The 26,579-nt window shown below is 72.8% G+C and carries 27 protein-coding genes; 13 read left to right on the top strand and 14 right to left on the bottom strand.

Going from position 1 to position 26,579, the window contains the following annotated elements:
* Window positions 1-78 precede the first annotated feature (78 nt).
* From sigE to J2W20_RS01815, 3 genes are read left to right on the top strand one after another with little or no spacing between them, the layout of a single operon-like run.
* Window positions 79-744, top strand: a complete 666-nt coding sequence (gene sigE / locus J2W20_RS01825; protein WP_373457945.1) for an RNA polymerase sigma factor SigE — start codon at window positions 79-81, stop codon at window positions 742-744.
* A gap of 15 nt (window positions 745-759) precedes the next feature.
* A complete protein-coding gene (locus tag J2W20_RS01820) occupies window positions 760-1,269 on the top strand; it encodes a hypothetical protein (protein ID WP_307004049.1) in 510 nt (169 codons plus the stop codon).
* 57 nt (window positions 1,270-1,326) lie between these two features.
* Window positions 1,327-1,716, top strand: coding sequence for a twin-arginine translocase TatA/TatE family subunit (locus J2W20_RS01815; protein WP_307004048.1), 390 nt, complete (start codon window positions 1,327-1,329; stop codon window positions 1,714-1,716).
* Window positions 1,717-1,778: 62 nt separating this feature from the next.
* On the opposite strand, the gene J2W20_RS01810 is transcribed toward J2W20_RS01815, so the two are convergent.
* The 3 genes from J2W20_RS01810 to J2W20_RS01800 are packed head-to-tail and all read right to left on the bottom strand — an operon-like array spanning window position 1,779 to window position 4,769.
* A complete protein-coding gene (locus tag J2W20_RS01810; RefSeq protein ID WP_307004046.1) occupies window positions 1,779-2,897 on the bottom strand; it encodes an Mrp/NBP35 family ATP-binding protein in 1,119 nt (372 codons plus the stop codon).
* Window positions 2,894-3,499, bottom strand: a complete 606-nt coding sequence (locus J2W20_RS01805) for a DUF1003 domain-containing protein (RefSeq protein WP_307004045.1) — start codon at window positions 3,497-3,499, stop codon at window positions 2,894-2,896. The genes J2W20_RS01810 and J2W20_RS01805 overlap by 4 nt, the downstream gene beginning before the upstream one ends.
* The gene (locus tag J2W20_RS01800) at window positions 3,492-4,769 is read right to left on the bottom strand and encodes a magnesium transporter MgtE N-terminal domain-containing protein (RefSeq protein WP_307004044.1); all 1,278 of its coding nucleotides are present in this window, start codon (window positions 4,767-4,769) and stop codon (window positions 3,492-3,494) included. The genes J2W20_RS01805 and J2W20_RS01800 overlap by 8 nt, the downstream gene beginning before the upstream one ends.
* 86 nt (window positions 4,770-4,855) lie before the next feature.
* Between J2W20_RS01800 and J2W20_RS01795 the strand changes: the two genes are divergently transcribed.
* Window positions 4,856-5,887: a general stress protein gene (locus J2W20_RS01795; RefSeq protein WP_307004043.1), complete on the top strand. Its 1,032-nt coding sequence runs from the start codon at window positions 4,856-4,858 to the stop codon at window positions 5,885-5,887.
* A gap of 89 nt (window positions 5,888-5,976) precedes the next feature.
* Here J2W20_RS01795 and J2W20_RS01790 read toward each other — a convergent pair whose 3' ends face one another.
* Complete coding sequence (locus J2W20_RS01790; RefSeq protein WP_307004041.1) at window positions 5,977-7,551, bottom strand: aminopeptidase P family protein; 1,575 nt, start codon at window positions 7,549-7,551, stop codon at window positions 5,977-5,979.
* Between the two features lie 71 nt (window positions 7,552-7,622).
* Here J2W20_RS01790 and J2W20_RS01785 point away from each other — a divergent pair, with 71 nt between their 5' ends.
* On the top strand, window positions 7,623-8,468 hold the full coding sequence (locus tag J2W20_RS01785; protein ID WP_307004040.1) for a PHP domain-containing protein: 846 nt from the start codon (window positions 7,623-7,625) through the stop codon (window positions 8,466-8,468).
* On the opposite strand, the gene J2W20_RS01780 is transcribed toward J2W20_RS01785, so the two are convergent.
* Window positions 8,465-9,358 (bottom strand): DNA-methyltransferase, encoded by an 894-nt coding sequence (locus J2W20_RS01780; protein WP_307004038.1) that lies wholly within the window; start codon window positions 9,356-9,358, stop codon window positions 8,465-8,467. The genes J2W20_RS01785 and J2W20_RS01780 overlap by 4 nt on opposite strands.
* Before the next feature lie 5 nt (window positions 9,359-9,363).
* Window positions 9,364-11,166 carry a DEAD/DEAH box helicase gene (locus J2W20_RS01775; RefSeq protein WP_307004036.1) on the bottom strand — a complete coding sequence of 601 codons (1,803 nt, stop codon included), beginning with the start codon at window positions 11,164-11,166 and terminating at the stop codon, window positions 9,364-9,366.
* Between the two features lie 381 nt (window positions 11,167-11,547).
* Here J2W20_RS01775 and J2W20_RS01770 point away from each other — a divergent pair, with 381 nt between their 5' ends.
* Window positions 11,548-12,141, top strand: a complete 594-nt coding sequence (locus tag J2W20_RS01770) for an ABC transporter substrate-binding protein (protein ID WP_307004034.1) — start codon at window positions 11,548-11,550, stop codon at window positions 12,139-12,141.
* Between the two features lie 76 nt (window positions 12,142-12,217).
* Here J2W20_RS01770 and J2W20_RS01765 read toward each other — a convergent pair whose 3' ends face one another.
* The 3 genes from J2W20_RS01765 to thiE are packed head-to-tail and all read right to left on the bottom strand — an operon-like array spanning window position 12,218 to window position 15,354.
* A complete protein-coding gene (locus J2W20_RS01765) occupies window positions 12,218-13,771 on the bottom strand; it encodes an RNB domain-containing ribonuclease (protein WP_307004033.1) in 1,554 nt (517 codons plus the stop codon).
* A 39-nt stretch (window positions 13,772-13,810) separates the two neighbouring features.
* Window positions 13,811-14,656 carry a prephenate dehydratase gene (locus J2W20_RS01760; protein WP_307004032.1) on the bottom strand — a complete coding sequence of 282 codons (846 nt, stop codon included), beginning with the start codon at window positions 14,654-14,656 and terminating at the stop codon, window positions 13,811-13,813.
* Entirely contained in the window at window positions 14,653-15,354 is a 702-nt protein-coding gene (gene thiE, locus J2W20_RS01755; protein WP_307004030.1) for a thiamine phosphate synthase, read from the bottom strand. The genes J2W20_RS01760 and thiE overlap by 4 nt, the downstream gene beginning before the upstream one ends.
* Window positions 15,355-15,472: 118 nt before the next feature.
* Between thiE and thiO the strand changes: the two genes are divergently transcribed.
* Genes thiO through J2W20_RS01735 form a run of 4 tightly spaced genes read left to right on the top strand, consistent with a single transcriptional unit; the run spans window position 15,473 to window position 18,113 of the window.
* On the top strand, window positions 15,473-16,666 hold the full coding sequence (gene thiO / locus J2W20_RS01750) for a glycine oxidase ThiO (RefSeq protein ID WP_307004028.1): 1,194 nt from the start codon (window positions 15,473-15,475) through the stop codon (window positions 16,664-16,666).
* Entirely contained in the window at window positions 16,666-16,914 is a 249-nt protein-coding gene (gene thiS, locus J2W20_RS01745; RefSeq protein ID WP_307004027.1) for a sulfur carrier protein ThiS, read from the top strand. Before thiO ends, thiS begins: the two co-directional genes overlap by 1 nt.
* Window position 16,915: 1 nt before the next feature.
* The gene (locus tag J2W20_RS01740; protein WP_307004025.1) at window positions 16,916-17,728 is read left to right on the top strand and encodes a thiazole synthase; all 813 of its coding nucleotides are present in this window, start codon (window positions 16,916-16,918) and stop codon (window positions 17,726-17,728) included.
* Window positions 17,729-17,768: 40 nt separating this feature from the next.
* Entirely contained in the window at window positions 17,769-18,113 is a 345-nt protein-coding gene (locus tag J2W20_RS01735; RefSeq protein WP_307004022.1) for a 4a-hydroxytetrahydrobiopterin dehydratase, read from the top strand.
* A gap of 19 nt (window positions 18,114-18,132) precedes the next feature.
* Here the strand turns inward: J2W20_RS01735 and J2W20_RS01730 are convergent, their stop codons facing one another.
* The 4 genes from J2W20_RS01730 to J2W20_RS01715 form a co-directional block, all read right to left on the bottom strand.
* Complete coding sequence (locus J2W20_RS01730) at window positions 18,133-19,647, bottom strand: HNH endonuclease signature motif containing protein (protein WP_307004021.1); 1,515 nt, start codon at window positions 19,645-19,647, stop codon at window positions 18,133-18,135.
* Window positions 19,648-19,869: 222 nt separating this feature from the next.
* Window positions 19,870-20,184 carry a hypothetical protein gene (locus J2W20_RS01725; RefSeq protein WP_307004020.1) on the bottom strand — a complete coding sequence of 105 codons (315 nt, stop codon included), beginning with the start codon at window positions 20,182-20,184 and terminating at the stop codon, window positions 19,870-19,872.
* A gap of 4 nt (window positions 20,185-20,188) precedes the next feature.
* The gene (locus J2W20_RS01720) at window positions 20,189-20,413 is read right to left on the bottom strand and encodes a DUF3107 domain-containing protein (protein ID WP_307004018.1); all 225 of its coding nucleotides are present in this window, start codon (window positions 20,411-20,413) and stop codon (window positions 20,189-20,191) included.
* 77 nt (window positions 20,414-20,490) lie between these two features.
* Window positions 20,491-21,207, bottom strand: coding sequence for a TetR/AcrR family transcriptional regulator (locus J2W20_RS01715; RefSeq protein WP_373457944.1), 717 nt, complete (start codon window positions 21,205-21,207; stop codon window positions 20,491-20,493).
* A gap of 61 nt (window positions 21,208-21,268) precedes the next feature.
* Between J2W20_RS01715 and moeB the strand changes: the two genes are divergently transcribed.
* On the top strand, window positions 21,269-22,453 hold the full coding sequence (gene moeB / locus J2W20_RS01710) for a molybdopterin-synthase adenylyltransferase MoeB (protein ID WP_307004015.1): 1,185 nt from the start codon (window positions 21,269-21,271) through the stop codon (window positions 22,451-22,453).
* 52 nt (window positions 22,454-22,505) lie between these two features.
* On the opposite strand, the gene J2W20_RS01705 is transcribed toward moeB, so the two are convergent.
* Complete coding sequence (locus J2W20_RS01705) at window positions 22,506-23,852, bottom strand: glutamyl-tRNA reductase (RefSeq protein ID WP_307004014.1); 1,347 nt, start codon at window positions 23,850-23,852, stop codon at window positions 22,506-22,508.
* Window positions 23,853-23,960: 108 nt separating this feature from the next.
* On the opposite strand from J2W20_RS01705, the gene hemE reads away from it, so the two are divergent.
* Both hemE and hemG read left to right on the top strand, forming a co-directional pair.
* Complete coding sequence (hemE, locus tag J2W20_RS01700) at window positions 23,961-25,022, top strand: uroporphyrinogen decarboxylase (protein ID WP_307004012.1); 1,062 nt, start codon at window positions 23,961-23,963, stop codon at window positions 25,020-25,022.
* Window positions 25,022-26,560 (top strand): protoporphyrinogen oxidase, encoded by a 1,539-nt coding sequence (gene hemG, locus J2W20_RS01695; protein WP_307004010.1) that lies wholly within the window; start codon window positions 25,022-25,024, stop codon window positions 26,558-26,560. Before hemE ends, hemG begins: the two co-directional genes overlap by 1 nt.
* The last annotated feature ends 19 nt before the right edge of the window (window positions 26,561-26,579 follow it).

Raw genomic sequence — 26,579 nt, 5'->3', positions numbered from 1 at the left:
AACCCCGAGCGAACTCCCAGCCTGCACTGGAAGAATGTTGTTTCCGACCACCAACGGAGCGAAGGCAGGTGTGTGGACGTGTCAGCTGGATCGGCTGCGGCCACCCGGACCCCCCAGGCGCCTGATGGCCAGCCCCCGGAAGGCCAGGCCCCCGAAGGCCAGAACCCAGACGTCCAGCCCTGGGTCCCCCCGACGTGGGAAGAGGTGGTCGCCCAGCACTCCGCGAAGGTGTACCGGCTCGCCTACCGGCTCACCGGCAACCAGCACGACGCCGAGGACCTCACCCAGGAGGTCTTCGTGCGGGTGTTCCGGTCTCTGGAGAACTTCAAGCCCGGCACGCTCGACGGCTGGCTGCACCGCATCACCACGAACCTCTTCCTCGACCAGGCCCGCCGCAAGGGCCGCATCCGCTTCGATGCCCTCGCCGAGGACGCCGAGTCGCGCCTGCCCGGACGGGAGCCCGGCCCCGAGCGCAGCTACGAGATGAACAACCTGGACCTCGACGTCCAGGCCGCCCTCGAGGAGCTGCCGCCGGACTTCCGTGCCGCCGTGGTGCTCTGCGACCTCGAGGGCCTCTCCTACGACGAGGTGGCGGACGCCCTCGGCGTGAAGCTCGGCACCGTCCGCAGCCGGATCCACCGCGGCAGGACGCTCCTGCGGGAGAAGCTGGCGCACCGCGACCCCCGCCGGGGAGCGGCGAAGAAGCGCCTCGCCCTCCCGCGCGTGGCCCGCGGCACGCGCTGAGGCGGCTGGATGGGCATGCCACGCTGGAGCAGCCTGCTCCCTGATGACCACCCCGCCTCCGGCGACCACGTCCGCGGCTGCCCGGACTGCCGGGGACGCCTCGAGACCGAGCGCCGCTACCTGACCTCCCTGCGCGAGGTGCAGGTGCCGAGTGCGAGCGAGGCGCTCCAGGAGCGGCTGCTCGAGCGCACCCGGTACCTCGCTGCGCAGGCCGAGCTCGCGGAGAGTACCGCTGCGCGCTCCCGCGCCCGGTGCGCGGTGCGCTTCGCCCTCACGGCCCTGGCCGGCGCCGCCGCATGCGCCGCCGCGCTCGCAGTGACCGCCTACGCCGTCGCGGGAGACCCGGTACCACGCGCGACCGCCGGCAACGGCGCCGCGACGTTCGTCCGGACAGCGCCCGGGGCAGGCCCCGCGGTCCGCCCCGCACCGGGCACATCGGCCCAGACCGCGGCCCATGCGGACGACCCCCTCGACCGCCTGGGGCGGGGGCTCCTCGTGGTCGTCGGCGCCTCTGGAAGCCCCTGACAGGGCGCTCCCCGTCGGAATCGCTGGCCCGCTCGGGCAGAAGGTAGTGTTGCACGCGTGTTCGGAATCAACGGTCCGGAATTCCTCATCCTGCTGGTCATCGGCGTCCTCGTGATCGGGCCCAAGCGGCTCCCCGAATACACCCAGAAGCTCGCGAACATCGTCAAGGAACTGCGGCGCATGGCAGCAGGGGCGAAGGAGCAGCTGAAGGAGGAGACCGGCGTCGACCTCAGCGAGGTGGACTGGCGCAAGTACGATCCCCGCCAGTACGACCCCCGCAAGATCATCCGGGACGCGCTCATGGACGACGACGGGGCCGGCGCCCCGCCGGCGGGGGCGCCCGCCGTGGCCGCGGCTGCCACCGCCGCGGCGGCCAGCGTACCCGCACCCCTGATCGAGCGTCTCCAGGCGGGGGAGAAGGCGCCCTTCGACTCCGAGGCCACCTGACGGGAAGCTGACAGGAAGCCCCAGGCGGGAGCCTGCCGGCCGACGCCACCAGGCCGACGCGCTCAGACGGTCGGCGTCACGCCCAGGCGGCGTCCCGCCAGGTGCCGGGGCTGGGCGGCCAGGCGGTCCGCGATGGCGCGCAGGGCTACCGCCGCCGGGGAGCCCGGGTCGCTGAGCACAATCGGGGTCCCGGCATCGCCGCCCGCGCGAAGCGCCACATCGAGGGGCACCTGGCCCAGCAGGCCGACCGGGGTGCCGAGCGCAGCCGTCAGCCGCTCGGCGACGCGCTGGCCCCCGCCCGAGCCGAACAGGTCCATCACCGTCCCGTCCGGGAGCGTCAGGCCCGACATGTTCTCGATCACGCCTGCGACCCGCTGGGCCGTCTGGGCCGACACCGTCCCGGCCCGCTCCGCGACCTCCGCCGCGGCGGCCTGCGGCGTGGTCACGACCAGCAGCTCGGCGTTCGGCAGCAGCTGGGACACGGAGATGGCCACGTCCCCGGTGCCCGGGGGAAGGTCGAGGAAGAGGACGTCGAGGTCCCCGAAGTAGACATCCCCGAGGAACTGCTCGAGGGCCCGGTGCAGCATCGGACCGCGCCACACCACGGGCTGGTTGCCCTGGACGAACATGCCGATCGAGATGACCTTCACCCCGTGCGCGATCGGCGGCAGGATCATGTCGTCCACCTGGGTCGGCGTCCCGGTGGCCCCCAGCAGGCCGGGCACCGAGAAGCCGTGCACGTCCGCGTCCACGATGCCGACCCGCAGCCCGCGGGCGGCCAGCTCGCAGGCGAGGTTCACGGTGACGGACGACTTGCCGACGCCGCCCTTGCCGCTGGCGACCGCGAAGACCTTGGTCAGCGAGTCCGGCCGGCTGAAGGGGATGCCGCGTCCGGGGCGGAGCCGGTCCTTGAGCTCCTTGCGCTGCTCGGGCGTCATGACGTCGAGGTCCACCACGGCCTCCTCGACCCCGGGAACGGTGCGGAGCGCGGCGGCCACGTCCTGCTCGATGGTGCTCCGGAGCGGGCAGCCCGCGATGGTGAGGAGCACGCCCACGGTGACCCTGCCGCCGTCGACCGTCACGGAGCGCAGCATGCCGAGCTCGTCGATGGGGCGGCGCAGTTCCGGGTCGAGGACGCCGTGCAGGGCTGTGCGGACGGCGTCCTCGGATACGGCACTCACTCGGCGACCCCGCTCTCGCGCACGCGGGGGATCTGCTGGGTGCGGAGGCTGCGCTGGCGGCGGTCTCTGCGCGGCTTGGACGCCTCGGCCCGTTCCTCCGGATCGGGGTCCTCCTGTTCGGTGGACAGGTCCTCGAGGAGGGACCGGAGCTCGCTGCGCACGAAGTCGCGGGTCGCGACCTCGCGCAGGGCAAGGCGGAGGGACGCGAGTTCCCGGGTGAGGTACTCAGTGTCCGCAAGGCTGCGCTCGTTGCGGGAGCGGTCCTGCTCGATCTGGACCCGGTCGCGGTCGTCCTGCCGGTTCTGGGCGAGGAGGATCAGCGGCGCCGCGTAGGAGGCCTGCAGCGAGAGCAGCAGTGTCAGGAGCGTGTAGTTCAGGGACCTCGGGTCGAACTGCCACTGCTCGGGCCCGAAGGTGTTCCAGCCCAACCAGACGACGCAGAACAGCGTCATGTAGAGCAGGAAGCGCGGCGTGCCCATGTACCGCGCGAAGTTCTCCGCGAACCGGCCGAACGCGTCCGGGTCGGGGCTGAGGCGGGGGAAGAGCCTGCTTCGCTGCTCGAGGGGAGTGTCCAGACCTGGCAGCTTGCGGGGCTCAGCCAAAGCGTCCTCCGTACTTCTTCACGGGCTCGCCGTCCTCGTGCACGCGCCAGTCGTCGGGCAGGAGGTGATCGAGGAGGTCATCGACGGTCACCGCCCCCACGAGACGGCCGCCCCCGTTGACGACGGCAATCGAATTGAGGTTGTACTGGGCCATCGAGCGCGCGACCTCGCTGATGGACGCGAGGTCGTGGATGGGCTCGAGATTCTTGTCCACGATGGAGCCGAGCTGCTCGGGCGGAGCGCTGCGCAGGAGCTGCTGGATGTGGACCGTCCCGAGGTAGCGGCCGGTCGGCGTTTCGAGCGGGGGCCGGCAGATGAAGATGGCCGAGGCGAGGGCGGGGCTCAGCTCCTCGCGCCGCACGTGGGCCAGGGCCTCGGCCACGGTGGCCTCGGGGGGCAGGATCACCGGCACGGGCGTCATGACGGACCCGGCGGTGCCCTCGTCGTACTGCAGCAGGCGGCGCACGTCCTCGGCCTCTTCGGGCTCCATGAGCTGGAGCAGCTCCTCGGCCTTCTCGGCGGGCAGGTCGGCGAGGAGGTCGGCGGCGTCGTCCGGGTCCATCTCCTCGAGCACGTCGGCGGCGCGCTCGACGTCGAGGGCCGAGAGGATCTCCACCTGGTCGTCCTCGGGGAGCTCCTGGAGCACGTCGGCGAGGCGCTCGTCCTGGAGCTCGGAGACGACCTCGAACCTGCGCTGGTCGCTCATCTCCTGCATCGCGTCCGCGAAGTCCGCCGGCTTGAGGTCCTCGTGCGTGGCCAGGAACTGCGTGGCGCCGCGGGTCTGCCCGGCAGCGTGCCGCGTGTCCTCCCAGTCGACGAGGACCGTCTCGCCGCGCCGGAGGCTCCGCAGGCCGCGGCCGGAGAGGAGACGGCGCACGAAGAGCTTGCTCACGAGCCAGTCGCCGTTGCGCTGCTGGTCCATCGCGAGGTCCTCGATGGCCGCCTGGCTGCCGTCCTCGACGAGGACCACGTGCCGGTCGAACATGTCGCCCAGGACGAGCTGCTCCGCCCCGCGCTGCTCGAACCGGCGGAGGTTGATCAGGCCTGTCGTGATGATCTGGGACTGGTCCATGCTCGTCACCCGCGTCATCGGGACGAACACCCGTCGCTTGCCCGGCACCTCGACCACGATGCCCACCGCCTGCGGGGGGCGGCCGCCGCGGGGGATCACGACGACGTCGCGCAGCCGTCCGACCCTGTCACCTGCAGGGTCGAAGACGTCGAGGCCGAGCAGCCTGGCGACGAAGACACGCGTGGGGGTCGAACTCACCTGTCTAATCTACTCCAGAGCAATCTCACCGCTCACTCTGAGCGGAAAGCGGCACGCCGCCGAGGAAGACGGGTAAGAATAGGGACATGTCCAACATGTTCGGTTCCGCCAAGCCCACTGACGAGGCCCGCACGCTCCCGCAGGGCGAAACCGTCGGTTCCTATACCTCCTATCTGGATGCGCAGAAGGCGGTGGACTACCTCGCCGACCAGCAGTTCCCCGTCGAGCTGGTCGCCATCGTCGGCAACGACCTCAAGCTCGTCGAGCGGGTGACGGGGCGGCTGAGCTACCCCCGGGTCGCCCTCAACGGCGCGCTCAGCGGCATGTGGTTCGGCCTCTTCGTGGGCGTGCTGCTCTCCTTCTTCACCCCGAACGGCAGCTACTTCTCGATCATCACCTCGGTGCTCATGGGCGCCGCCTTCTTCATGCTCTTCGGGATCGTGACCTACGCGATGCAGCGGGGCAAGCGGGACTTCACGTCCACGAGCCAGGTCATCGCGAGCAACTACGACGTGGTGGTGGGCCACGAGGTGGCCCATGAGGCGCGCCGGCTCCTCGCGCAGCTGCCCATGGGGCAGGGGATGGCCCACGGCGGGTGGGGCCACAGCGGCGGGTACAGCCAGGGGGGCGGCTACCACCAGGGCGGCGGGTACGACCAGGGCTACGGCCACGGCGGTTCCGGCCAGGACTGGGGCCAGGGCGGCCACGGCCAGCAGGGCTACGGCGACCAGGGGTACGGCCAGCAGTGGCAGCCGCCGCAGGAGGGGGAACCGAAGCGCCCCACCGGCTGGACCGACCCGTATGGGGTGAACGCCGGGCAGGCCGCGGGCCAGCAGACCCAGCCCCCGGCGCAGCAGACCCCCCAGCCCGCGCCCGAGTCGCGTCCGGGCATCCACGACCTGCCCGACGGCCGGCCGCAGTACGGCATCCGTGTGGAGCCCGAGCACACTCAGCAGCACCAGGGCACTGCACCCGGCTACGGCGCGGGCGAGCAGGAGGCCCACGGAGCGCATGCGGCCCAGGGCGAGCCCCGCGGCGACGAGGCCGCGGGCGAGCGGGAGGCCGCCGCCGGCGAGGAGGAGCCGAGGCACGACGGCGACACCCACCGGGGCGCGTAGCCCCCCGCAGTACACCGCGCATCGACAGCAGGGGCGCCGTCCGGGTCATGATCCGGACGGCGCCCCTGCTGCATGGGGGACGGCCGACGTCAGCGCAGCGAGGCCATCCAGGCTTCGACGTCGCCGGGTGTGCGGGGGAGTGCCGCGCTGAGGTTGACCGGGCCGTCGGCGGTCATGAGGACGTCGTCCTCGATGCGCACGCCGATCCCGCGGTACTCGGCCGGGATGGCGAGGTCTTCGGCCTTGAAGTAGAGGCCGGGCTCGATCGTGAACACCATGCCGGGGGCGAGCTCGCCGTCGAGGTAGAGCTCGCGGCGGGCCTGGGCGCAGTCGTGCACGTCGAGGCCGAGGTGGTGGCTCGTCCCGTGCGGCATCCACCGGCGGTGCTGCTGCCCGGCGTCCGAGAGCGCCTCCTGGGCCGAGACGGGCAGGATGCCCCACTCCTCGAGGCGCGCTGCCAGGACCTCCATCGCCGCGGCGTGGACCTGTCGGAACTTCACCCCTGGCTGCGCGGCGGCGAATGCGGCGTCGGCGGCGTCGAGGACTGCCTGGTACACGCGGCGCTGGACCTCCGAGAAGGTCCCGCTCACCGGCAGCGTGCGGGTCACGTCCGCGGTGTAGAGCGACTCGGCCTCGACGCCGGCGTCGACCAGGAGCAGCTCGCCCTCGCGTACTGGGCCGTTGTTGCGGATCCAGTGCAGCACCGTGGCGTTGTTCCCGGAGGCGGCGATCGTCTCGTAGCCGAGGTCGTTGCCCTCTTCGCGCGCCCTGGCGAAGAACGCGCCCTCGACCACGCGCTCGCCCCGGCGGTGGGCGACGGCGCGGGGGAGGGCCCTGATGATCTCCTCGAAGCCGGCAGCCGTCGCGGCGACGGCCTCGCGCATCTGGTCGACCTCCCACTCGTCCTTGACGAGGCGGAGCTCGGACAGGGCCTCGGCGAGCTGGTCGTCGAGGGCATCGAACACGGACAGGTCCAGCGACTCGGGGTCCTGGGCCGTGTTGTAGCGGGCGGTGTCCACGAGGGCGTCGAGGTCCTCGTGGACCTTGCGGACCAGGCGCACCGAGATGCCGCCGATCGCGGGCGCACCCACGCCCTTGGTCAGCGCCGCCTCCAGGCCGTCGAGGTGCGCGGTGGCGATGCCCAGGCGGGCCTCGAGCTCGGCGAGGGTGGGGCGCGCCCCGATCCAGAACTCGCCGGAGCGGGCATCGGCGTAGAACTGCTCGGTGTCCCGCCCCGCGAGCGGGCGGAAGTACAGGGTGGCACTGTGGTGGCCGCCGTCGTCGCCCGTTCCCTCGTCGACCGGTTCGAGGATGAGCACGGCGTCGGGCTCGTGGTCTACCCCCAGGCCGGTCAGGTGCGCGAAGGCGGAGTGGGGGCGGAAGCGGTAGTCGGTGTCGTTCGAGCGGACCTTCAGCGGGCCTGCGGGGATCACGAGCCGCTCGCCGGGGAAGCGGTCGGAGATGGCGCGGCGGCGGCGGGCGGCGTGCTCGGCGACGGCGTCCCGACCGGGAAGGGAGCCCTCGGCCGGCGCCCAGCCGGAGGCCATGGACGCCTTGAATGCCTCGGATGTGGGCCGCTGGGACCGGTTGTTCACCCGGTCGTCGATCGGCTGCGCCTGCTGCTGGCCGGTGGGATCTGGAACTGCGGGATCTGAAACATTCACTTCTTCATTCTTCCACTGGGGTGCGCGTTGTCCAGAGGCCCGCAGGCCCGTCCGCGGGCTATCGTGGGGGCGTGAGGATCGATCTGCACGCCCACTCGACGGTGTCCGACGGCACGGAGGCCCCGGCGGAGCTCGTGGCGGCGGCTGCGGAGGCCGGCATCGACGTCCTCGCGATCACGGACCACGACTCGACCTCGGGCTGGCAGGAGGCGGCCGCTGCGGCGCGGCGCCTCGGGGTGGCCCTCGTGCCGGGCATGGAGGTCTCGTGCCGCACCCCCGAGGGCATCAGCGTCCACGTCCTGAGCTACCTGCACGATCCCGCTGACCCGGGCCTCCTCGACGAGGTCACCAAGGCCCGGGACGCGCGGCTCTCCCGCGCCGAGCACATGGTCTCGCTGCTGGCCGAGGACTACCCGCTCTCGTGGGACGACGTCACGCGGCACGTGGCGCCGGGAGCGACGGTGGGCCGGCCGCACATCGCAGACGCCCTGGTTGCGGCGGGCCTGGTCGGCGACCGGACCGAGGCGTTCGCCACGATCCTCTCCTCGCGCTCGCGGTACTTCGTGCAGCACTACGCGCCCGAGCCGGCGCTGGCGGTCTCCCTGATCCGTGCCGCCGGGGGAGTGCCGGTGTTCGCGCATCCGGTGGCGTCGGCGCGGGGACGCACGGTCGGCGAGCCGGTCTACCGCGCCATGATCGACGCCGGGCTGGCCGGGCTGGAGGTCTACCACCGGGACAACCCGGAGGACCGCCGCCCGTTCCTGCTCGGGCTGGCGGCCGAGCACGGCCTGTTCGTCACGGGCTCGTCCGACTACCACGGCACGGGCAAGCCCAACCGGCTCGGCGAGTTCACGACGACGCCCGAGGCGCTCGGCGAGATAGAGCGCCAGGGGCGCGGCACCGCCGTCGTGCGCTAGACGGTGCCCTCGGGAACGGCGACGACCCGCGCGGACGGGAGGCGTCCCGCCATGACCTCGACGGCCTGCGGGTTCGCGTCGATGCACACGAACCGGCGGCCGAGGCGCTGGGCGACCGCACCGAGGGTGCCGGAGCCGGCGAAGAAGTCGAGGACCCAGTCGCCCGGGCGGCTCGACGCCGCCACCATGCGCCGCACGAGCCCCTCGGGCTTCTGCGTCGGGTAGCCCGTCTTCTCCCTCCCGGTGGGCGAGACGATGGTGTGCCACCACACGTCGGTGGGCAGCTTGCCGAGCTCGCGCTTCTCCGGCGTGACGAGGCCCGGAGCCATGTACGGCTCGCGGTCCACCTCGGCGGCGTCGAAGTGGTACCGGGCCGGGTCCTTGACGTAGACGAGCACGTTGTCGTGCTTCGTGGGCCACCGGCGCTTGGTCCGGGCGCCGTAGTCGTAGGCCCAGATGATCTCGTTGAGGAAGCAGTCCCGGCCGAAGATCGCATCCAGCATGACCTTGGCGTAGTGCGCCTCGCGGTAGTCGAGGTGCAGGTACAGCGTGCCGTCCGGCGCGAGCAGCCGCCAGGCCTCGACGAGCCGCGGCTCGAGGAACGCCCAGTAGTCGCTGAAGGCGTCGTCGTAGCGGTGCAGCGCGCCCTTGATGGTCTCGTAGCGCTGCCCCGAAAACCCGATGCGGTCCCCGGACGCGCTGCGCACCATGCTCAGTTCCTGCCGCTTCTGCGGGCGGCCAGTGTTGAACGGCGGGTCGATGTAGACCATCGTGAAGGAGCCCTCGGGCAGGCCCGGGAGCACTGCGGCGTTGTCGCCGTGGACCACGAGGTCCGGGCCGTCCGGGGACCACAGGTCCCCGGACGGCCCGGCAGGGGCGGCAGCCGCCACGGGGCCTACTCGGCCTCGGTGCGGGCGACCACCTCGCCGTTGCGGCGGCGCGTGCGGCGGCGGCGGGCTGCCGCGACGCCGCGGTCCACAGACGCGCCGTCGCCGGAGTCCGTGAGGTGGACCGCGAGGGCGGGCGACTCGCGGCGGGGCCGCGCCGACTCCGCAGACTTGGCGTTCCTGCCCTCGGCACGGCCTTCGGCGCGGGCGCCGGTGGTCGGGGCGCCGGCGGTCTGGGCGCCGGCAGCCTCGGGCGCGCCCTCGGCCACGCCGCGGCGACGGCGGCGGCCGCCCTCGCTGCCGGCGTCGCCGTTGCTGCTGGCCTCGGTGGCCTTCTCGGCCTTCTCTGCGCCGTGGCCCCTGCCGCCGCGGCGGCCGCGGCCCTCGGCGTCCTCGTGCCTGTCCTTGCCGCCGCGGGAGCGCTTCTTCCCGCCCGGCTCGCCCAGGTCCTCGAGCTTCTCGGCCGCGAGGCCCTCGAGCACGCGCTTGTTGCGCGGGAGGCGGCCCTTGGTCCCCGCGGGGATGTCCAGGTCCGTGTAGAGGTGCGGCGAGGACGAGTACGTCTCCACCGGTTCCGGCACATCGAGGCCGAGCGCCTTGTTGATGAGCGTCCAGCGGGGGACGTCGTCCCAGTCGACGAACGTGACGGCGGTGCCCTTGTGGCCGGCGCGGCCGGTGCGGCCCACGCGGTGGAGGTAGGCCTTCTCGTCCTCGGGGCACTGGAAGTTGATCACGTGCGTGACGTCCTCGACGTCGATGCCGCGGGCGGCGACGTCGGTCGCGACGAGGACGTCCACCTTGCCGTGGCGGAAGGCCCGCAGGGCCTGCTCGCGGGCGCCCTGGCCGAGGTCACCGTGGATTGCCGCGGCCGCGAAGCCGCGGTCGATGAGCTCCTCGGAGAGCTTCGCGGCGGTGCGCTTGGTCTTCGTGAAGATGATGGTCCGCCCGCGGCCCTGGGCCTGCAGGATCCGGGCCACGACCTCGTCCTTGTCCAGCTGGTGCGCGCGGTAGATGACCTGGCGGATGTCCTTCTTGGTCACCGAGTCGTCGTTCGGGTCGGAGGCGCGGATGTGCGTGGGCTGGGTCATGTAGCGGCGTGCCATCGCGACGACCGGGCCGGGCATCGTGGCCGAGAACAGGAGCGTCTGGCGGACCGCGGGGACGGCGCCCATGAGCGTCTCGACGTCCGGGAGGAAGCCGAGGTCGAGCATCTCGTCGGCCTCGTCGAGGACGATCATCCGGACGTTCTTGAGGTTGAGGTGGCGCTGGCGGTGCAGGTCGATGAGGCGGCCCGGGGTGCCGACCACCACCTCGACGCCCCGCTGGAGGGCCTCGATCTGCGGCTCGTAGGCGCGGCCGCCGTAGATGACCTCGACGCGCAGCGTGGTGCGCTTGCTGGCCGTCTGGAGGTCCTTGCTCACCTGCACCGCGAGCTCACGGGTCGGGACCACCACGAGGGCCTGGGGCGCGCCCGGAACCGGGAGCTTCGCGTAGTCCGGGTGCTCGACCGGGAGCGTGCGCTGGAGCGCGGGGATGCCGAAGCCGAGCGTCTTGCCGGTGCCGGTCTTGGCCTGGCCGATGATGTCGTGGCCGGCGAGGGCCACCCCGAGGGTCATCGACTGGATCGGGAACGGGTTGAGGATGCCGGCATCCGCGAGGGACTGGGCGATCTCGGGGGCCACTCCGTAGTCGGAGAACGTCTTCTGGCTCTCCTGGCGGACGGGGGCGTCGTTGGTGATGGTCTCCTCGGTCTCGATCGTCTCGGTTCCCGAGTCGTCGGTCAGGAGTTCATGCGTGTGGACTTCGTTCATAGGGAAGGGGTCCCTCTCCATCGGGGCCCGAGCGGGTCTCGCTCAACAGAGCGCCACAGCCATGACTGCGTGGGGCATCTGGAGCAGGAGCGCGCGCCGGCCATCCTGCGGAAGCCGATCGCGGGCTATCAAGGTGCCGGCACCGGCCGGCGGGTGAAGAGAGGATCGCATCAGGACGATCGGGCATCCAATAACTGTCCAAGGGTACCGCGCCGGAGGCCCCATCCGTGAATCGGAGGCCTCGACGCGGGGTGGGCGCCGTCCCGAATGGTTGAGCGAGCGCGGCACGGGTACCGGCGGGAGCGTGAGCCGGAGAGATGCGACTCACGCTTATGTGATGTACCAGTCAATCAACTCCACCGATTTCCAGGAGCAGTAGACATGAGAACACGCATCCTTGCCCCGCTCGTCACGGCCGCCATGGCCGGCGGGCTCCTCGTCTCGGTTGCCGGGCCCGCGACAGCCGCGGCCCCCCGCCCCCAGACGCTGGCGGCCGCTCCGGCGGCCGCGGGACCGACAGCCGCGCAGGCACCGTCGGCGTCGCTGGTCACCCAGACGGTGACCGACGCGGCCGGCAACGCCGTCGGCACGCTGACGGGCACCTTCACCCCGACTCAGTTCGTGAACCAGAATGGGCAGCTGGCGGTCCAAGGTCTGGTCACGGGCACGCTGACGAATGCCGCCACAGGCGCCACCACGCCCGTGAGCACCACGGCCACGGCCCTCGTGACCAACGCTGCCCCGGGCGGAACCTGCAGCGTCCTCAGCCTGACGCTGGGGCCGCTGCACCTGGACCTGCTGGGCCTCGTGGTCGACCTCAACCAGGTCAACCTGAACATCACCGCCCAGCGCGGCCCCGGCAACCTGCTCGGCAACCTGCTCTGCAGCGTCGCCGGCCTGCTGGACAACGGCACCGGGCTCCAGGGCGTGGTGAACATCCTCAACAACCTCCTCGGGAGTGTCGGAGGCGTGTAAGCGGACTGCGCGCGCGCAAGGAAGGGACGGCCGGTACTTCTCGGGTGCCGGCCTCCCTGGTGCAGGCCCAGCGCGCTCACGCCAGCTCGAACAGCACCTTCCGCGCTCTCACGTCGGCCAGGACCAGCCGCACCCGCACGGTCGTCCCCGACTCCATCTCGCCCTCGCACCGCGCCGTCACGGGCGGGTCGGCGAGCTGGACGGTGCCGAACGGCCGGGCCTGGGCGGGCTCCTGCCCGTTCTGGGAGCTCGCGATCCGGTCGAGCGGCTGGTCGGGCCGGCCGTTGCGCGGGACGGCCGGGCTCCCGGAAGCAGGCTTGGAGCCCGAGACCACGACGGCGTCGAACTCCTGCCCCACCGCCGTGACGAGCAGGGCCGCCTCGACGAGGTCGAGCGAAGCCCGCTCCACCCGCGCCGCGAGCTGGTCCGAGGCCGCCATGAGGGCAGGCAGCCGGGGGAGGGCCGCGCGCACCCACTCCGGCACGTCGCGCCCGTTCGCGAGCGCTTCGCAGAGGACGAGCACGAACCGGTCCACGAGCCTGCGCAGCGGCGCGGTCGTGTGCGTGTAGGGCGCCGCGATGGCGGCCTGCAGGTGCTCGGCGGGCACGTCGCCGTCGAACGGGGTGTAGGTCGCGCCGCGGAAGAGGGCCGCTGCGGCGTGCAGGATCGCGAGGTGGCGGGGCTGGGCGGCGTCGAGCGTGCGCAGGTACTCGCCGTAGGGCACGGAGCCGTCCCAGGCAGCCCCGAGCGCCTGGGTCTGGCGGCGGAAGTGCCGCAGCGACTTCTCGTCCGGTCCGGGCATGGTGCGCAGGATCCCGATCCGGCCCTCGATCATCAGGCTCGCCGCGGCCATGCCGGTCATGAGGGAGATCTGGGCGTTCCAGTCCTCGACCGGCCGCGGCCCCCGCGTGTCGATCCGGTAGCCGCCGTCCTCCGCCGGGACGATCTCCTGCTCCGGCAGGTTCAGGCTTGCACCCCCGCGGCGGCGTTCGAGCTCGACCCGCTTCAGGCCCACCTCCCGCAGCAGCAGGAGCGGCTCGGCGGCGGTCCCGGCGTCGATCTGCTCCTGCACCTCCGCGTAGCTGAGCTTCGCCCGGCTGCGCACCGTGGCACGGGCGAGGCCGACGCCGGCCACGTCGCCGTCCGCGTCCAGGCTGAAGTCCCACACGAACGCGCCGCGGACCTCGTCCGCGAGGAGGCTGCCGGCGTCGTCCGAGATGTCGTGGGGATGCAGCGGCACCTTCGCGTCGGCGGCGTAGATCGTCTGGCCACGGCGGCGCGTCTCGGCGTCGAGCGGACCGTCCGGCCGGACGAACGCGGGGACATCCGCGATCGCGTAGCGCACCCGGTACCCCGCGCCGTCGCGCTCGATGTGGACGGCCTGGTCCAGGTCGGTGGACGTGGGCGGATCGATCGTGACGAACTCGATCCCGGTCGCGTCCTCGGCCGGCAGCGTGAGGGCGGCGATGGCCGCCTCGGCGTCGGCGAGCGCCTCGGCGGGATAGGCGTCGGCGAGCTTGAACTCTTCCCGCAGGGCGGCGAACGCCGCTGCGAGCGCGGTGCCACTGGCCTCTGCCTTCTCCCAGGCCGAGGGGCCGGCCGGCTTCGGGGTCAGCGAGTGGTGCGCCATGGCCGCCAGCCTAGTCCCGACTGTCCCTGCTCGTCCCGACTAGCCCTCGTGGAGCCCGAAGCGCCGCGGGTGGGCCGGGAAGACGCCGAGGATGCGCAGCTGCGTCGAGAAGAATTCGAGCTCCTCGAGCGCCCGGGCGAGCGCCGGCTCGTCGGGGTGGCCCTCGACGTCCACCATGAACATGGTCGCCGCGAACCTGCCCTCGACCATGTAGCTCTCGAGCCGGGTCATGTTGACCCCGTTGGTCGCGAACCCGCCGAGTGCCTTGTAGAGGGCCGCCGGGATGTTGCGGACCCGGAATACGAAGCTGGTCACGTACTGGGAGCCGTCGGCCTGCGGGTAGTCGCGTGGTGGGGCGAGGACCACGAAGCGCGTCGTGTTGTGCTGCTGGTCCTCGATGTCGCTCGCGAGGACGGTGAGCCCGTACCGCTCGGCCGCGAGCGGCGGGGCGATGGACAGCTTGGCCGGGTCAGCCCATTCGGCGACCTCGCGCGCCGAGCCGGCCGTGTCTCCGGCCACGACGGGTGTGAGGCCGTGCTCCCGGATGAACCCGCGGCACTGCGCCAGCGCGTGCACGTGGGAGTGCACCTCCCGGGCGCCCCCGATCGTCGCCCCGGGGATGCCCAGGAGGCTGAAGCGGATGCGGAGGAAGTGCTCGCCGACGATCTGCAGGGGGGTGTCCGGCAGGAGCAGGTGGATGTCCGCGACGCGTCCGGCGACGGTGTTGTCGATCGGGATCATCGCGAGGTCGGCCTCGCCGCCGGTGACCGCCGCAAACGCGTCCTCGAACGTCGCGCACGCCAGCGTGGCGGCGTCAGGATAGGCCTCGAGGGCTGCCATGTGGGAGTTGGCACCGGGCTCGCCCTGGTACGCGATCGTCGTCATGCGAGGGGTGCGGCGGGGGCGAGGCTGGGGAGTTCGGCGCGGAGGCGGGCCGCCGCGCCGGCGGGGTCGTCGGCGTCGGTGATCGCGCGGACGACGACGACGCGGCTCGCGCCCGCCTCGACGACCTGCGCCACGTTCTGGTGGTCGATGCCGCCGATGGCGAACCACGGCAGTGCCGTGCGGCCGGACTCGACCGCTTCGCGGGTGCGGCGCGCCGCGTGCTCGACGATCCCGAGGCCGACGGCGGCCCGGCCCGGCTTGGTGGGGGTGGCCCACAGCGGGCCCGTGCAGAAGTAGTCGAGGCGCGCCCCGGCGGACGCTTCGGGGCTCTGCGCATGGGCGAGGGCTGCGTCGACGAGTTCGGGGGAGTTGGTGGACAGGCCCACGAGCACGGACGGGTCCACGACCTGGCGGATCGCGGGGAGGGGGAGGTCCTTCTGGCCGACGTGGAACACCGGCGCTCCGGAGAGCAGGGCGATGTCCGCCCGGTCGTTCACGGCCCACAGCTTCCCGTGCCGCTCGGCGACGGCGCGCAGGACCTCGAGGTGCTCGAGCTCCTCGGCGGCCTCGATCTGCTTGTCGCGCAGCTGGATGATGTCAACGCCGCCGGAGAAGGCGGCGTCCAGGAAGGACTCGAAGTCGCCGCGGTCCCTGCGGGCGTCGGTGCACACGTACAGCTGGGCGTCGGCGAGGAGCATGGAACTAGACTAGTGCCCAGTACTGCGGGAGCCCGCCAGTGTGAACTGCGCCAGGGCTGAGAGGGCCAGAGCCGACCGCTGCACCTGATCCGGGTCATGCCGGCGGAGGGAAGGAACCATGGAGAGCACGGACGCGCCCGCGGCGGCGCGCATCCCGGGCGCGGTGGCCGACGTCATCGTCGTCGGGGCCGGGGTGGTCGGCCTGGGCATCGCCTGGGAGGCCGCGCGCTCCGGCCGGCGGGTCGTCGTCGTGGACCCCGCGCCCGGCACCGGCGCGAGCTACGCGGCCGCCGGCATGCTCGCCGCAGTCAGCGAGTACCACTACCAGGAGGAGGACCTCCTCGCCCTCACACTCGACTCCGCCCAGCGGTGGCAGCAGTTCGCCGCCTCCGCCGGCCCCGACTGCGGCTATCTGGCCACCCCCACGCTGTGCCTCGCTGCCGACGCCGCCGACCGACAGGCCTTCGCCGACCTCAGGGCCGCCCAGGAGGCGCACGGCCTGGCCGTCCAGGCGCTCACCGTCCGCGAGGCGCGGAAGGCCGAGCCGCTCCTGGCGCCCGGGGTGGCCGGAGCCTTCACGATCGAGGCCGACCACCAGGTCGATCCCCGGCGGCTCGTCGCGGCCCTGCTCCGCCGCCTCGGCGAGGACGCCCTCGTGCCGGACCGCGCGGCCTCGCTCGCGTGGGACGACGGGCGGGTGGCCGGCGTGGTGCTAGAGGACGGCCGCGAGCTGCGCGCCGCCGAGACGATCGTGGCCAACGGGCTGGGCGCGCGCGACCTCGGCGGCCTGCCGGTGCCGCTGCCGCTGCGGCCCGTCTATGGGGACATCCTGCGCCTGCGGGTGCCCGAGGCCCTCCGCCCGCTCGTCACGGCGACCGTCCGCGGGCTCGTGCGCGGGCGTCCCGTCTACGTGGTCCCGCGCGAGGATGGGACCGTGGTGGTCGGGGCGACCCAGCGCGAGGACGGCTCCGATGCCGTCTCCGCCGGCGGGGTCTACGAGCTGCTGCGCGACGCCCAGGCCCTCGTGCCCGCCGTCGCCGAGCTCGAGCTGACCGAGATCACCGCCCGCGCGCGCCCGGGCACGCCGGACAACGCGCCGTTGCTCGGGCGGGTCGGGAATGTGCCCGGACTCATCGTGGCCACCGGGTTCTTCCGCCACGGCGTGCTCCTCACGCCCGCCGCGGCCGCGGTGTGCCGCGGCCTCCTCGAGGGGCGCGCCGACCCCCGCTGGGATGCGTTCCGGCCCGACAGATTCGCCTCGCAGCCCGCGAGGATCCCGGCCGCCTCGGCGGCAGAGAGAGGAGGCAGCTGATGCAGGCGACAGACCGCATCACCGTCAACGGCGAACCGCGGGAGCTCCCGCAGCCCTCCACCGTGCTGGCCCTCGTGTCCGCCACGACGGGCCGGGCCCTGGGGGACAACGGCAGGCCGTCCGACGGCGGCCGCCTCGGCGTCGCCGTCGCCCTCAATTCCGAGGTGGTGCCCCGCGGAAGCTGGGCGACCACCGCGCTCGCGGCGGGCGACGCCGTCGAGCTCGTCACAGCGATGCAGGGAGGCTGAGATGACACAGGCACACATCGAGCAGGAGAGCACGGCGCTCGCCGACGACCCGTTCGTGGTGGACGGGGTGCCCCTGGGCTCGCGGCTCATCATGGGCACCGGCGGGGCCCCCAGCCTCGACGGGCTGGGAGAGGCGCTGGAGGCGTCCGGCACCCAGCTGACCACCGTGGCGATGCGCCGCTACTCGCCCGCCGAGCAGGGGTCCCTCTTCCAGCTGCTCGTGGAGCGGGGGATCCGCGTCCTGCCGAACACCGCTGGGTGCTTCACGGCGCGCGACGCCGTGCTCACGGCCGAGCTCGCCCGCGAGGCGCTCGAGACCGACTGGGTCAAGCTCGAGGTCATTGCGGACGAGACCACGCTCCTTCCCGATCCGATCGAGCTCGCCGATGCGACCGAGCAGCTCGTGGGCCGCGGCTTCAAGGTGTTCGCGTACACCAACGACGATCCCGTGCTCGCTCGACGGCTCGAGCAGCTGGGTGCGGTGGCCGTGATGCCGCTCGGGGCCCCGATCGGGACCGGATTGGGCATCCTCAATCCCCACAACATCGAGCTCATCGTGGCCCGTGCCGGGGTGCCCGTGGTCCTCGATGCGGGCATCGGGACCGCCTCCGACGCCGCGCTCGCCATGGAACTCGGGTGCGACGCCGTGCTCCTGGCCACCGCGGTGACCCGGGCGCAGGACCCCGTCCGCATGGCTATGGCCTTCCGCCACGCAGTGGCGGCCGGGCGCCTCGCCTCGAAGGCCGGCCGCATCCCCAGGCGGGAGCACGCCCTGGCCTCGAGCCCGATGGAGGGGCGCGCGCAGTTCCTCTGAGCAGTTCCGCCGGACGGCTGCCGGGCCTACCCTGACTTCCATGGCACGCGAGCCGTTGACCGAAGAACAGATCCGGGACGAGCTGGGGCGCCTCACCGACTGGCGCCATGTGGACGGTGCTCTGGCCACCGTGTACAGGCTGCCGAGCGCCGCGGAGGCGCTCGCGCTCATCGCCGCGGTCGGTGAGGTCGCCGAGGAACTCAACCACCACCCGGACCTGGACTGGCGCTACAACCGCGTCATCCTGCGCTTCAGCAGTCACGACGCCGGCTCGGTGGTCACCGCGCGGGACGTCGAGGCCGCGCACCGCTGCACCCTCCGCGCTGCGGCCCTCGACGCCGTCGCCCAGCCCGAACGGCTCCCACAGGACCCCGCGGGCTCGTAGGCGTAGCGCAGTTCGGCGCTCAAAACGGCGGAGGTGATTCCTCCCGCACCGCAACATCCGCGCTGTAGACCGGAGTGCCCGGTGGTTCCCCGCCCGTTGCTGGCTCGCCCCATGATCCCCGTGGTGGGTGGTCGGTGGCCCTGGGGGCAAGGACGTGGTCGCCGTCGAGGGGCTCGGCGGGGAGAGCCCGGCCGAGGAACGTGGTCCAGATTAGCGGGGGCGCGGGCGTGCCTGTGCCGTCTGTGCCATCGGCGTCCCCGGTGGTCCGCTCGCGGGTGAGACGGTGGAGGGCGAGGGATTTGAGGGCATGGTGCCGGGAACACAGGAGGGCGAGGTTGGCCGCATCGGTGGCGCCGCCGTCCTGCCACTCCGTCGTGTGGTCGGCCTCAGCGGTGCGGGCGGGGCGGGTGCAGCCGGGGACGCGGCAGGCACCGTCGCGGTATTCGAGGAAGCGCCGCAGCCCTGCTGGCGGCCGGTAGGCAGTGCGGCCGAGGGCGAGGGGTGTGCCCTCGGCGTCGGTGAAGAGGCGCTGCCACGTAGGCGCGGCGGCGGCGAGCGCGCGGGCGGTGGCCGGGTCGATCGGTCCCTGGCCGTCCAGGAACGCGGGGGCGTCCGAGGCGCCGAGGGCGACCGCGGCCGGGATGTGGACGACGATCTCAGCCTTGACCCCGGCGAGCAGCTCCTCTGGGAACGGCACGGTGGCCGGCGACTTTGCGGCCAGCCACTGCCGGTCGGTGCGGACGCCGTCCGTGAGCACGAGGTGGGCCAGTGCGTCCGCGCGGAGCTGGGCAAGGGTCCGTCCATCCTGGCGGTCGCGGTGGTCGCCGGCGCGGGCCCGGGTGGTGCGGGCGAGTGCGTCGAGGCGCCCGTACATCTCGGCGGCGGTCTCGGCGGGGAGGAGCGCGGACAAGGTGCACAGGCCGTCGTCTTCGGTCTGCAGCCAGACCCTGCGGTCCTCGCGGGCCGCGGCGCGGCGGTGGGTCATGGAGTCGGGGTGGAGGCGCTCGCGCAGGTCGCGGGCGACGGCGCGGAACTCGCCCGGGGTGCGAAGGCGGCCCTTGCGGGTGCGGACACGGGCGAGGGCCTCGAGGGCGTAGGGCTCGGCGGCGTGCTGGGGCAGGGTGGCGGCCTGGTCGATGACGGCGCGGGCGTGGGCCTCGGTGATGTCTCCGGAGGCGAGGGCCTCGTGCACGGCCGGGTGGGTGTTGACCAGCGCGGTGGAGAAGTTCAGCGCCCGCGCAGCAGTGTGCTCGGACGTGCCCTGCAGGGCTGCGAGCTCGGAGACTGCGACGGCGTGGGCGATGTTCCCGCCGAGGCGCGTGGGCTGGCCGTGGCGGCCCTCGAGGGGCTCCTCGGCGATCTCGGCGGCGAGCCGATCGACCAGCACCGCGCGGAGGGCCGCGCTGTAGGCATCGAAGTCGGCCAGTGCCTGCAGCGCCCGGGCGGTCCCTCCCGGCTGGTCCAGGGCCTTGGCGGCCAGTTCCAGGCCACCCGCGAGGACATCGGGGAACCGCGACGCGAAACCCAGCTCCACCACCGCACCCACCGCGCCACCCCCCCCGCTCGGCCGACCGCCTTCATTCGAAGATATGTTCTATTCTAGGCGACTGACTCCCTCAGGTCCATGGCCTTGCGCACGCGGCGTGGGCTGTCCTCCCGCCCGGACCCAGCATCGGCTGGCCCCGGGACAGAGAGAAGGCGCGGACGACGGCGGATGGCGACCACCCGCCGTCGTCCGCGCCTTTGCGCGGCCGGTTCAGCCCCGCCGGAGGATCTCCGTGAGGGTCACGATGTCGCGCCTCGTGCGGCGACGGCCAAGGATCAGCGGCACGCAGACCGCCGCGGCGATCCCGACCGCCATGGGAAGCACCCACGGCATCCACGTCAGGCCCGCGATGTAGCCCGTCCCCGCGAGGATGAGGATGATCCACACCAGGCAGGCAGCGGCAACAGCGGCGCCGACCGGGAGCATGATCCCGTAGGCCTCGTGGTGGCGGTCGACGGCCCAGGCGATGAAGCCCGCGGCAGCCACCACGAGGATCACGATGACGAGCGACCAGACCGTCTCCACGGGGTCAGAGGGCGCCGAAGCCCACGCGGCGCGGCTCCTGCGCGCCAAGCTCCACGTAGCCGATCACAGCGGACGGCACGATCACCTGGCGGCCCTTCTCGTCTTCGAGCCGCAGCTGCTTGCCGTCAGCGAGGGCCTCGGCGACGAGCTTTGCGACCTCGTCCGCGTCCTTGGTCGACTCGAGGACGATCTCGCGGCCGATGTTCTGGATGCCGATCTTGATTTCCACGTGACTCCTTGTGTCGGTGAAGGCTGAAACGGAACCGGACCGGCACAGCGGTCCGGCGACGGTTCCCTATGAGTACCTTAGGCCTCTTTGGGGAAGCGCGAGATCCCCTTCCACACGAGCCGCGACACGAGGTCGGCCGCCACGTCGATGTCGAGGGAGGACGACTTCTCGAGCCAGTACCTCGCGCTCACCTGGGCCAGCCCCGCGAGGCCGCGGCCGAGGAGCTGGGCCTCGAGCAGCGGGAGCTTGGTGTCCGAGGCGATGACCTCGGCGATGGCCTCCGAGAATCCCCGGTTGAACGTCTCGAGGCGTGAGGCCACGTCCGGGTCGTTGACGAGGTCCGACTGGAAGACGAGGCGGTGGGCCTGGTCGTCGGCGGCGATGAAGTCGAAGTAGGCGCGGATCACCGCGTTGACGCGTTCGCGGTTGTCGGTGGTGGAATCCAGCGCGGCCCGCATGAGCTCGGTGAGCGTGCCCAGATGGCTGTCCAGCAGGGCGATGTACAGGTCCCGCTTCGACGGGAAGTGCTGGTACAGGACGGGCTTGCTGACCTGCGCGGTCTCGGCGATCTCGTCCATGGCGGCTCCGTGGTAGCCGTTGGCCGCGAAGACCTCGAGGGCGGCTGACAGGAGCTGGGCACGCCGCTCGTCGCGTGGCATTCGGGGCGAGCGCGGGGTCGTGGCTCGCGGTTCGGTACTCACTTCAGACGCCTTTCCGGGGGCTCGGGCCTGTGGAGCGTGGCCCAAACGGTAGTCCCACTCTACCCGGCGGTCATCACCCAGCGCCGAATCCATGGCCGTTCCACCGCCCGGGCGCGGCTGGGTGCGCACCCGGGATCGGGCCTAGATTGGAGCCATGGCCATCTCGCAGTCACCGATCCTTCCACCGCTCGTCGAGCCGGCCGCGGAGCTCACCCCCGAGGAAGTGCAGCGCTACTCGCGCCACGTCATCATCCCGGAGATCGGCGAGATCGGGCAGCGGCGCCTCAAGAACGCCAAGGTCCTCGTGATGGGGGCCGGGGGCCTGGGCTCGCCCGCGCTGCTCTACCTCGCCGCCGCCGGTGTGGGGACCCTCGGGATCGTCGACGACGACACCGTCGAGCTGTCCAACCTGCAGCGCCAGGTCATCCACGGCGTCTCCGGGGTGGGCCGTCCGAAGGCCGAGTCGGCGCGGGACGCCATCCTCGAGCTAAACCCCCACGTGGACGTGCGCCTCCACGAGGTCCACCTCGACTCCTCGAACGCCCTCGAGGTCTTCGCCGATTATGACCTCATCCTCGACGGCACCGACAACTTCGCGACGCGCTACCTCGTGAACGACGCCGCCGCGATCCTCGGCAAGCCCTATGTCTGGGGCTCGATCTTCCGCTTCGACGGACAGGTGAGCGTGTTCTGGGCCGAGTACGGGCCGACCTACCGCGACGTCTTCCCCGAGCCTCCGCCTGCCGGCTCGGTGCCCTCCTGCGGCGAGGGCGGCGTGTTCGGCATGCTGTGCGCCGCGATCGGCGCCTCCATGGTCACCGAGGCCGTCAAGCTCATCACCGGGGTCGGCACGACGCTCCTCGGGCGCGTCCAGCTCTACGACGCGCTCACCGCGACATGGCGCGAGATCCGGGTCGCGAAGGATCCTGACGCCGCACCGGTCACCGAGCTGACGGACTATGAGGCCTTCTGCGGGGTCGCCCCCGCCGCCGACCCCGGAACTGAGCGCACCGTGACCGCGGGGCAGCTGGCGACGATGCTGGCGGCCCGCGAGGCGGGGCTGCGGGACTTCGAGCTCATCGACGTCCGCGAGCCGGGCGAGGCGTCCATCGTGTCCATTCCCGGCGCCCGGCTCATCCCGCAGGGGCGGCTGCTCTCCGGCGAGGCCTGGGGCGAGGTGCCGCGGGACCGTGAGGTCGTCTTCCACTGCAAGGGCGGGGTGCGGTCGGCGAGCGTTCTGGCCGCCGCCGTCGACGCGGGATTCTCCCAGGTCCGCCATCTCGACGGCGGAGTGCTCGCCTGGGTGCGCGAGATCGAGCCGGAGAAGCCGGTCTACTGAGGGAGGGGGCTGGCCCGCTGGGGGCGCGGGCCGGTGTCCCGGGGGAGGCGGATCAGACGGCGCGCGTGTGGTCCACGGGGCAGTCGGCGTCGGCGGACACGCCACCCGCAGTCCGGCCGGCCCCCTGGGCCGGGGCCACCATGCCCGGGATGGCCACGCTGATGCCGTAGAGCGCCTCGAGCGCCGCGAGGTACTCGCTCTCGCGGCCCTCGGCGGCGAGCTGCTTGGCCCGGACGGTCGGGGTATGGAGGAGCTGCTTGACCATGCGGCGCATCGCGAACTCGACTTCCTCTGCGGCCGCCGTGCAGCCGTGGCGCGCGCGCACCTTCTCGATCTCGGCGTCGAGCACCGCCATCGTGTGACGGCGCAGGGCCACGATCGCTGCGTCGGCCTGCCGGGCTTGGCGCTCGGCCTCGAAGTCCGAGGCTGCAGCGGAGACGATCGCGCTGGCCTGGGCCAGGGACTCGGCCTGCTCCTCGGGTGCCGCGAGACGGACGGACTCGAGCGTGATCAGCTCCACGCTGTCGAGCGTGCCCACGCCCGGGTCGAAGTCGTGGGTGAGCGCGAGGTCGATCACGATGAGCTGCTGCGGCGAGTCGTCGCGGATGGCAGCGAGCTCGACCGCTTCCATGGGGTTGTCCGAGCCGCTGCAGCCGATGAGCACATCCGCCTCCGCAATGGCCTGCGGGAGGCCGCTCGCGCTCACGGCGACGCCGCCGCGGGCCGCCGCGAACTCGCGGGCGCGGCCCGACGAGGAGTAGACCGACACCTGGGCGACGCCGCGCTCCTTCAGCAGGGCCATGGTGGCCCCGGCGTAGGCGCCGGTGCCGAAGAGCACCGCCTTCTTTCCGTCCCAGGCGCGCTCCTCGGCGAGGTCCTCGGCGAGGTCGAGCGCGACGGAGACGATGGACAGGCCACGGCTGCCGAGGGCCGTCTGGGTGCCGACCTCCTTGGCCGTCTTGGAGGCATTCTGGAACAGGCGCACGAGGGCCGGGCTGGCGGTTCCCTGCTCCTGGGCCGAGATGAGGGCCCGGCGGACCTGGCCGGCGATCTCGCGCTCGCCCACCACCGCGGAATCGAGGCCGGAGCTGACGGAGAAGAGGTGGCGGGTCACGTCCCGCCCCTGGGCGAGGGCGAACGCCCGGGACACGCGGTCCTCGGCGATGCCGCTGCGCGCGCTGATCTCGGAGATGATCGCCGAGCGCGCGGCCTCGACGTCGTCATGGCTCGCCGCCTCCGCGTAGATCTCGTAGCGGTTGCAGGTGGCCAGCACCACGGCGCCCTCGAGGGCGGGGGAGGAGGCAGCGCCTGCGGCCACGGCGGTAGCGCCGGTGCTCAATTGGGCAACGGTCTCAAGGTCGGTGTCGGCGTGAGTCGCCGTGAGGGAGAAAACAACCACAGCCCTGCCATCATAGCTTTTCGCTCGGATGTAGAAAACGTAGCCTGCAGCACACTCCTGTGACAGCGTGTCGCCAAGGGGCTTGGAGGCGTTTGAGAGAATCGGCCCATGACACTCAGCCCAGACCACCCGCTCAAGGACGGACGGACGGCGCAGTCGCCGCTCATCACGGCATACCGCGGGGGCCGGCCGAGCCGGAAGCCCGTCTGGTTCATGCGCCAGGCCGGCCGCTCGCTGCCCGAGTACCGCAAGGCCCGCGAGGGCGTGGGCATGCTCGAGTCCTGCCTGCGGCCCGAGCTCGCTGCCGAGATCACGCTCCAGCCCGTGCGCCGGCACGACGTCGACGCCGGGATCTTCTTCTCGGACATCGTCATCCCGCTCAAGCTCGCCGGCGTGGACGTGGACATCGTCCCCGGTGTGGGCCCCGTCCTGGCACACCCCGTCCGCACCGAGGCGGACGTCGCCGCCCTCCCGCGGCTCACCGACGCGGCGCTCGAGCCGATCCGCGAGGCCGTCCGCCTCACCGTGGACGAGCTCGGGACCACGCCGCTCATCGGCTTCGCGGGTGCACCGTTCACCGTCGCGGCCTACATGGTCGAGGGGCGCCCGTCGCGGGACCACCTCGGGCCCCGCACCATGATGCACGGCGATCCGGGAACGTGGGCCGCGCTCATGGCGTGGACCGCGGACGCTTCCGGACGCTTCCTGCGGGCCCAGATCGAGGCCGGCGCCTCGGCGGGGCAGCTGTTCGACTCCTGGGCGGGCTCGCTCGGACTCGAGGACTACCGCCGCTTCGTCGCGCCGTACTCCTCCCAGGCGCTCGACCAGGTGCGCGACCTCGGTGCGCCCCTGGTCCACTTCGGCACCGGCACGTCCGAGCTGCTGGGCGCGATGTACGAGGTGGGCGTCGACGTGGTCGGCGTCGACTACCGGCTGCCGCTGCACGAGGCCAACCGCCGGCTCGGCGGCCGCGTGGTGCTCCAGGGCAACATCGACCCCGCGCTGCTGGCCGCGCCCTGGAACACCCTCGAGGCACACGTGCGCGAGGTCGTGAAGGGAGGGGCCTCGGCCCCCGGCCACGTGGTCAACCTCGGCCACGGCGTCCCCCCGGAGACGGACCCCGACGTCCTGACCCGCGTGGTCGAGCTCGTCCACTCGATCACCTACTGATGTCCGGCAGCGGCGGTCCCGGCGGCAGCACCACACCCTGGGCCCGGGCCCTCGTGGCCGGGGGCGGCATCTCCGGCCTCGTGGCCGCGCTCGAGCTGCGGCGCGCGGGGCTCGAGGTGACCGTGCTCGAGGCGAGCGGCCGCTGGGGAGGCTGCATCGGGGCGCACGAGGTGGCCGGCCTGACGCTGGACAGCGGGGCGGAGTCCTTCGCCACGCGCACCGATGCGGTCCGCACCCTCGTCCAGGAGATCGGGCTCGGCGACGACATCGTGCCGCCGCACCCTGCCGGCGCATGGGTCCTGCTGCCGGACGGTCCGAGCGAACTGCCCAAGACCGGGGTCCTCGGCATCCCCGCGAACCCCTGGGACCCGGAGGTCCGCCGGGCGCTGGGGCTTCCGGGGTCCGTGCGTGCCTCGCTGGACCGCTGGCTGCCTGTAGGCGGGCAGGCCCGGCAGGTGAGCGTGGCCGACCTCGTGCGGGCCAGAATGGGCCGTCGCGTCCTCGACCGGCTCGTGGCCCCCGTCGTGGGCGGCGTCCACTCCGCGGATCCGGCGATGCTCGACGCCGACATGGTCGCCCCGGGCCTCCGCCGACTCATGGCCGAGAAGGGTTCCCTCGCCGCGGCCGTCGCGGCCCAGCGCGGGGCATCGCGCGGGCAGAAGGCCGGCTCCGCGGTCGCGGGGGTCAGCGGAGGCCTCCACCGGGTGGTCCAGGCACTGGTGCAGAGGCTCGAGGCCGACGGCGTGCGCCTCGTCCTCGGCCAGCGCGTGGACCGGCTGGAGCGCTCCGCGGGCGACGACGGCGCGCCGCGGTGGCGCGTGGGCGCTGTCGCCCCGGCGTCCGAGGGCCCGGAGGACGTCCCCGCACGTCCCGAGCAGCTCTACGAGGCGGACGTCGTGGTGGTCGCGCTCGGTGGCCCCGCCGCCGTCGAGCTCCTCTCCGACGCCGTCCCGGCGCTCGCGGGGCACGAGCCGGTGCCCGGGCCCGAGGTCAAGCTCGTGACGCTCGTCCTCGACTGCCCGGCGCTCGACGCTCGGCCGCGCGGCACCGGGGTGCTCGTGGCGCCGCAGGTGCCGGGCATCGGAGCCAAGGCCCTGACCCACGCGACCGCCAAGTGGGACTGGCTGTCGGCGCGGGCGGGGGAGGGGACGCACGTGGTGCGCCTCTCCTACGGCCGCGCCGGGGACCCGCCGGCGCAGATCGCCGAGGCGGGGGCCGATCCCGAGACCGACGACGAGCTGTTCGCCGCGGCCGTGCAGGACGCATCGGCGCTCCTGGGCGTAGCGATCTCCCCGGACGACGTCCTCGGCTGGGACGTGGTGCGGTGGGAGGGTGCGCTCCCGTTCGCCACGGTCGGCCACCGGGACCGGGTGGCGGCCATCCGGAGCCTCGTCGCCGCCCAGCCCGGGCTCGCGGTGGTGGGCGGATGGGCCGCGGGGAACGGCCTCGCCGCGGTCGTCCCCGACGCGCGGGCCCAGGCCACCGCGATCGCGGCCGCCGTGGGATCCCCTGATCCGGAACAACGCCCGTCCGCGTGACGTTCATCACTTCTACACC

The organism is Sinomonas atrocyanea, assembly GCF_030812675.1.
In the GTDB taxonomy this organism is placed as follows: Bacteria; Actinomycetota; Actinomycetes; order Actinomycetales; family Micrococcaceae; genus Sinomonas; species Sinomonas atrocyanea_B.
Note: the sequence above shows the minus strand (reverse complement) of the source record. Positions and strands in the feature narration are given on the sequence as shown.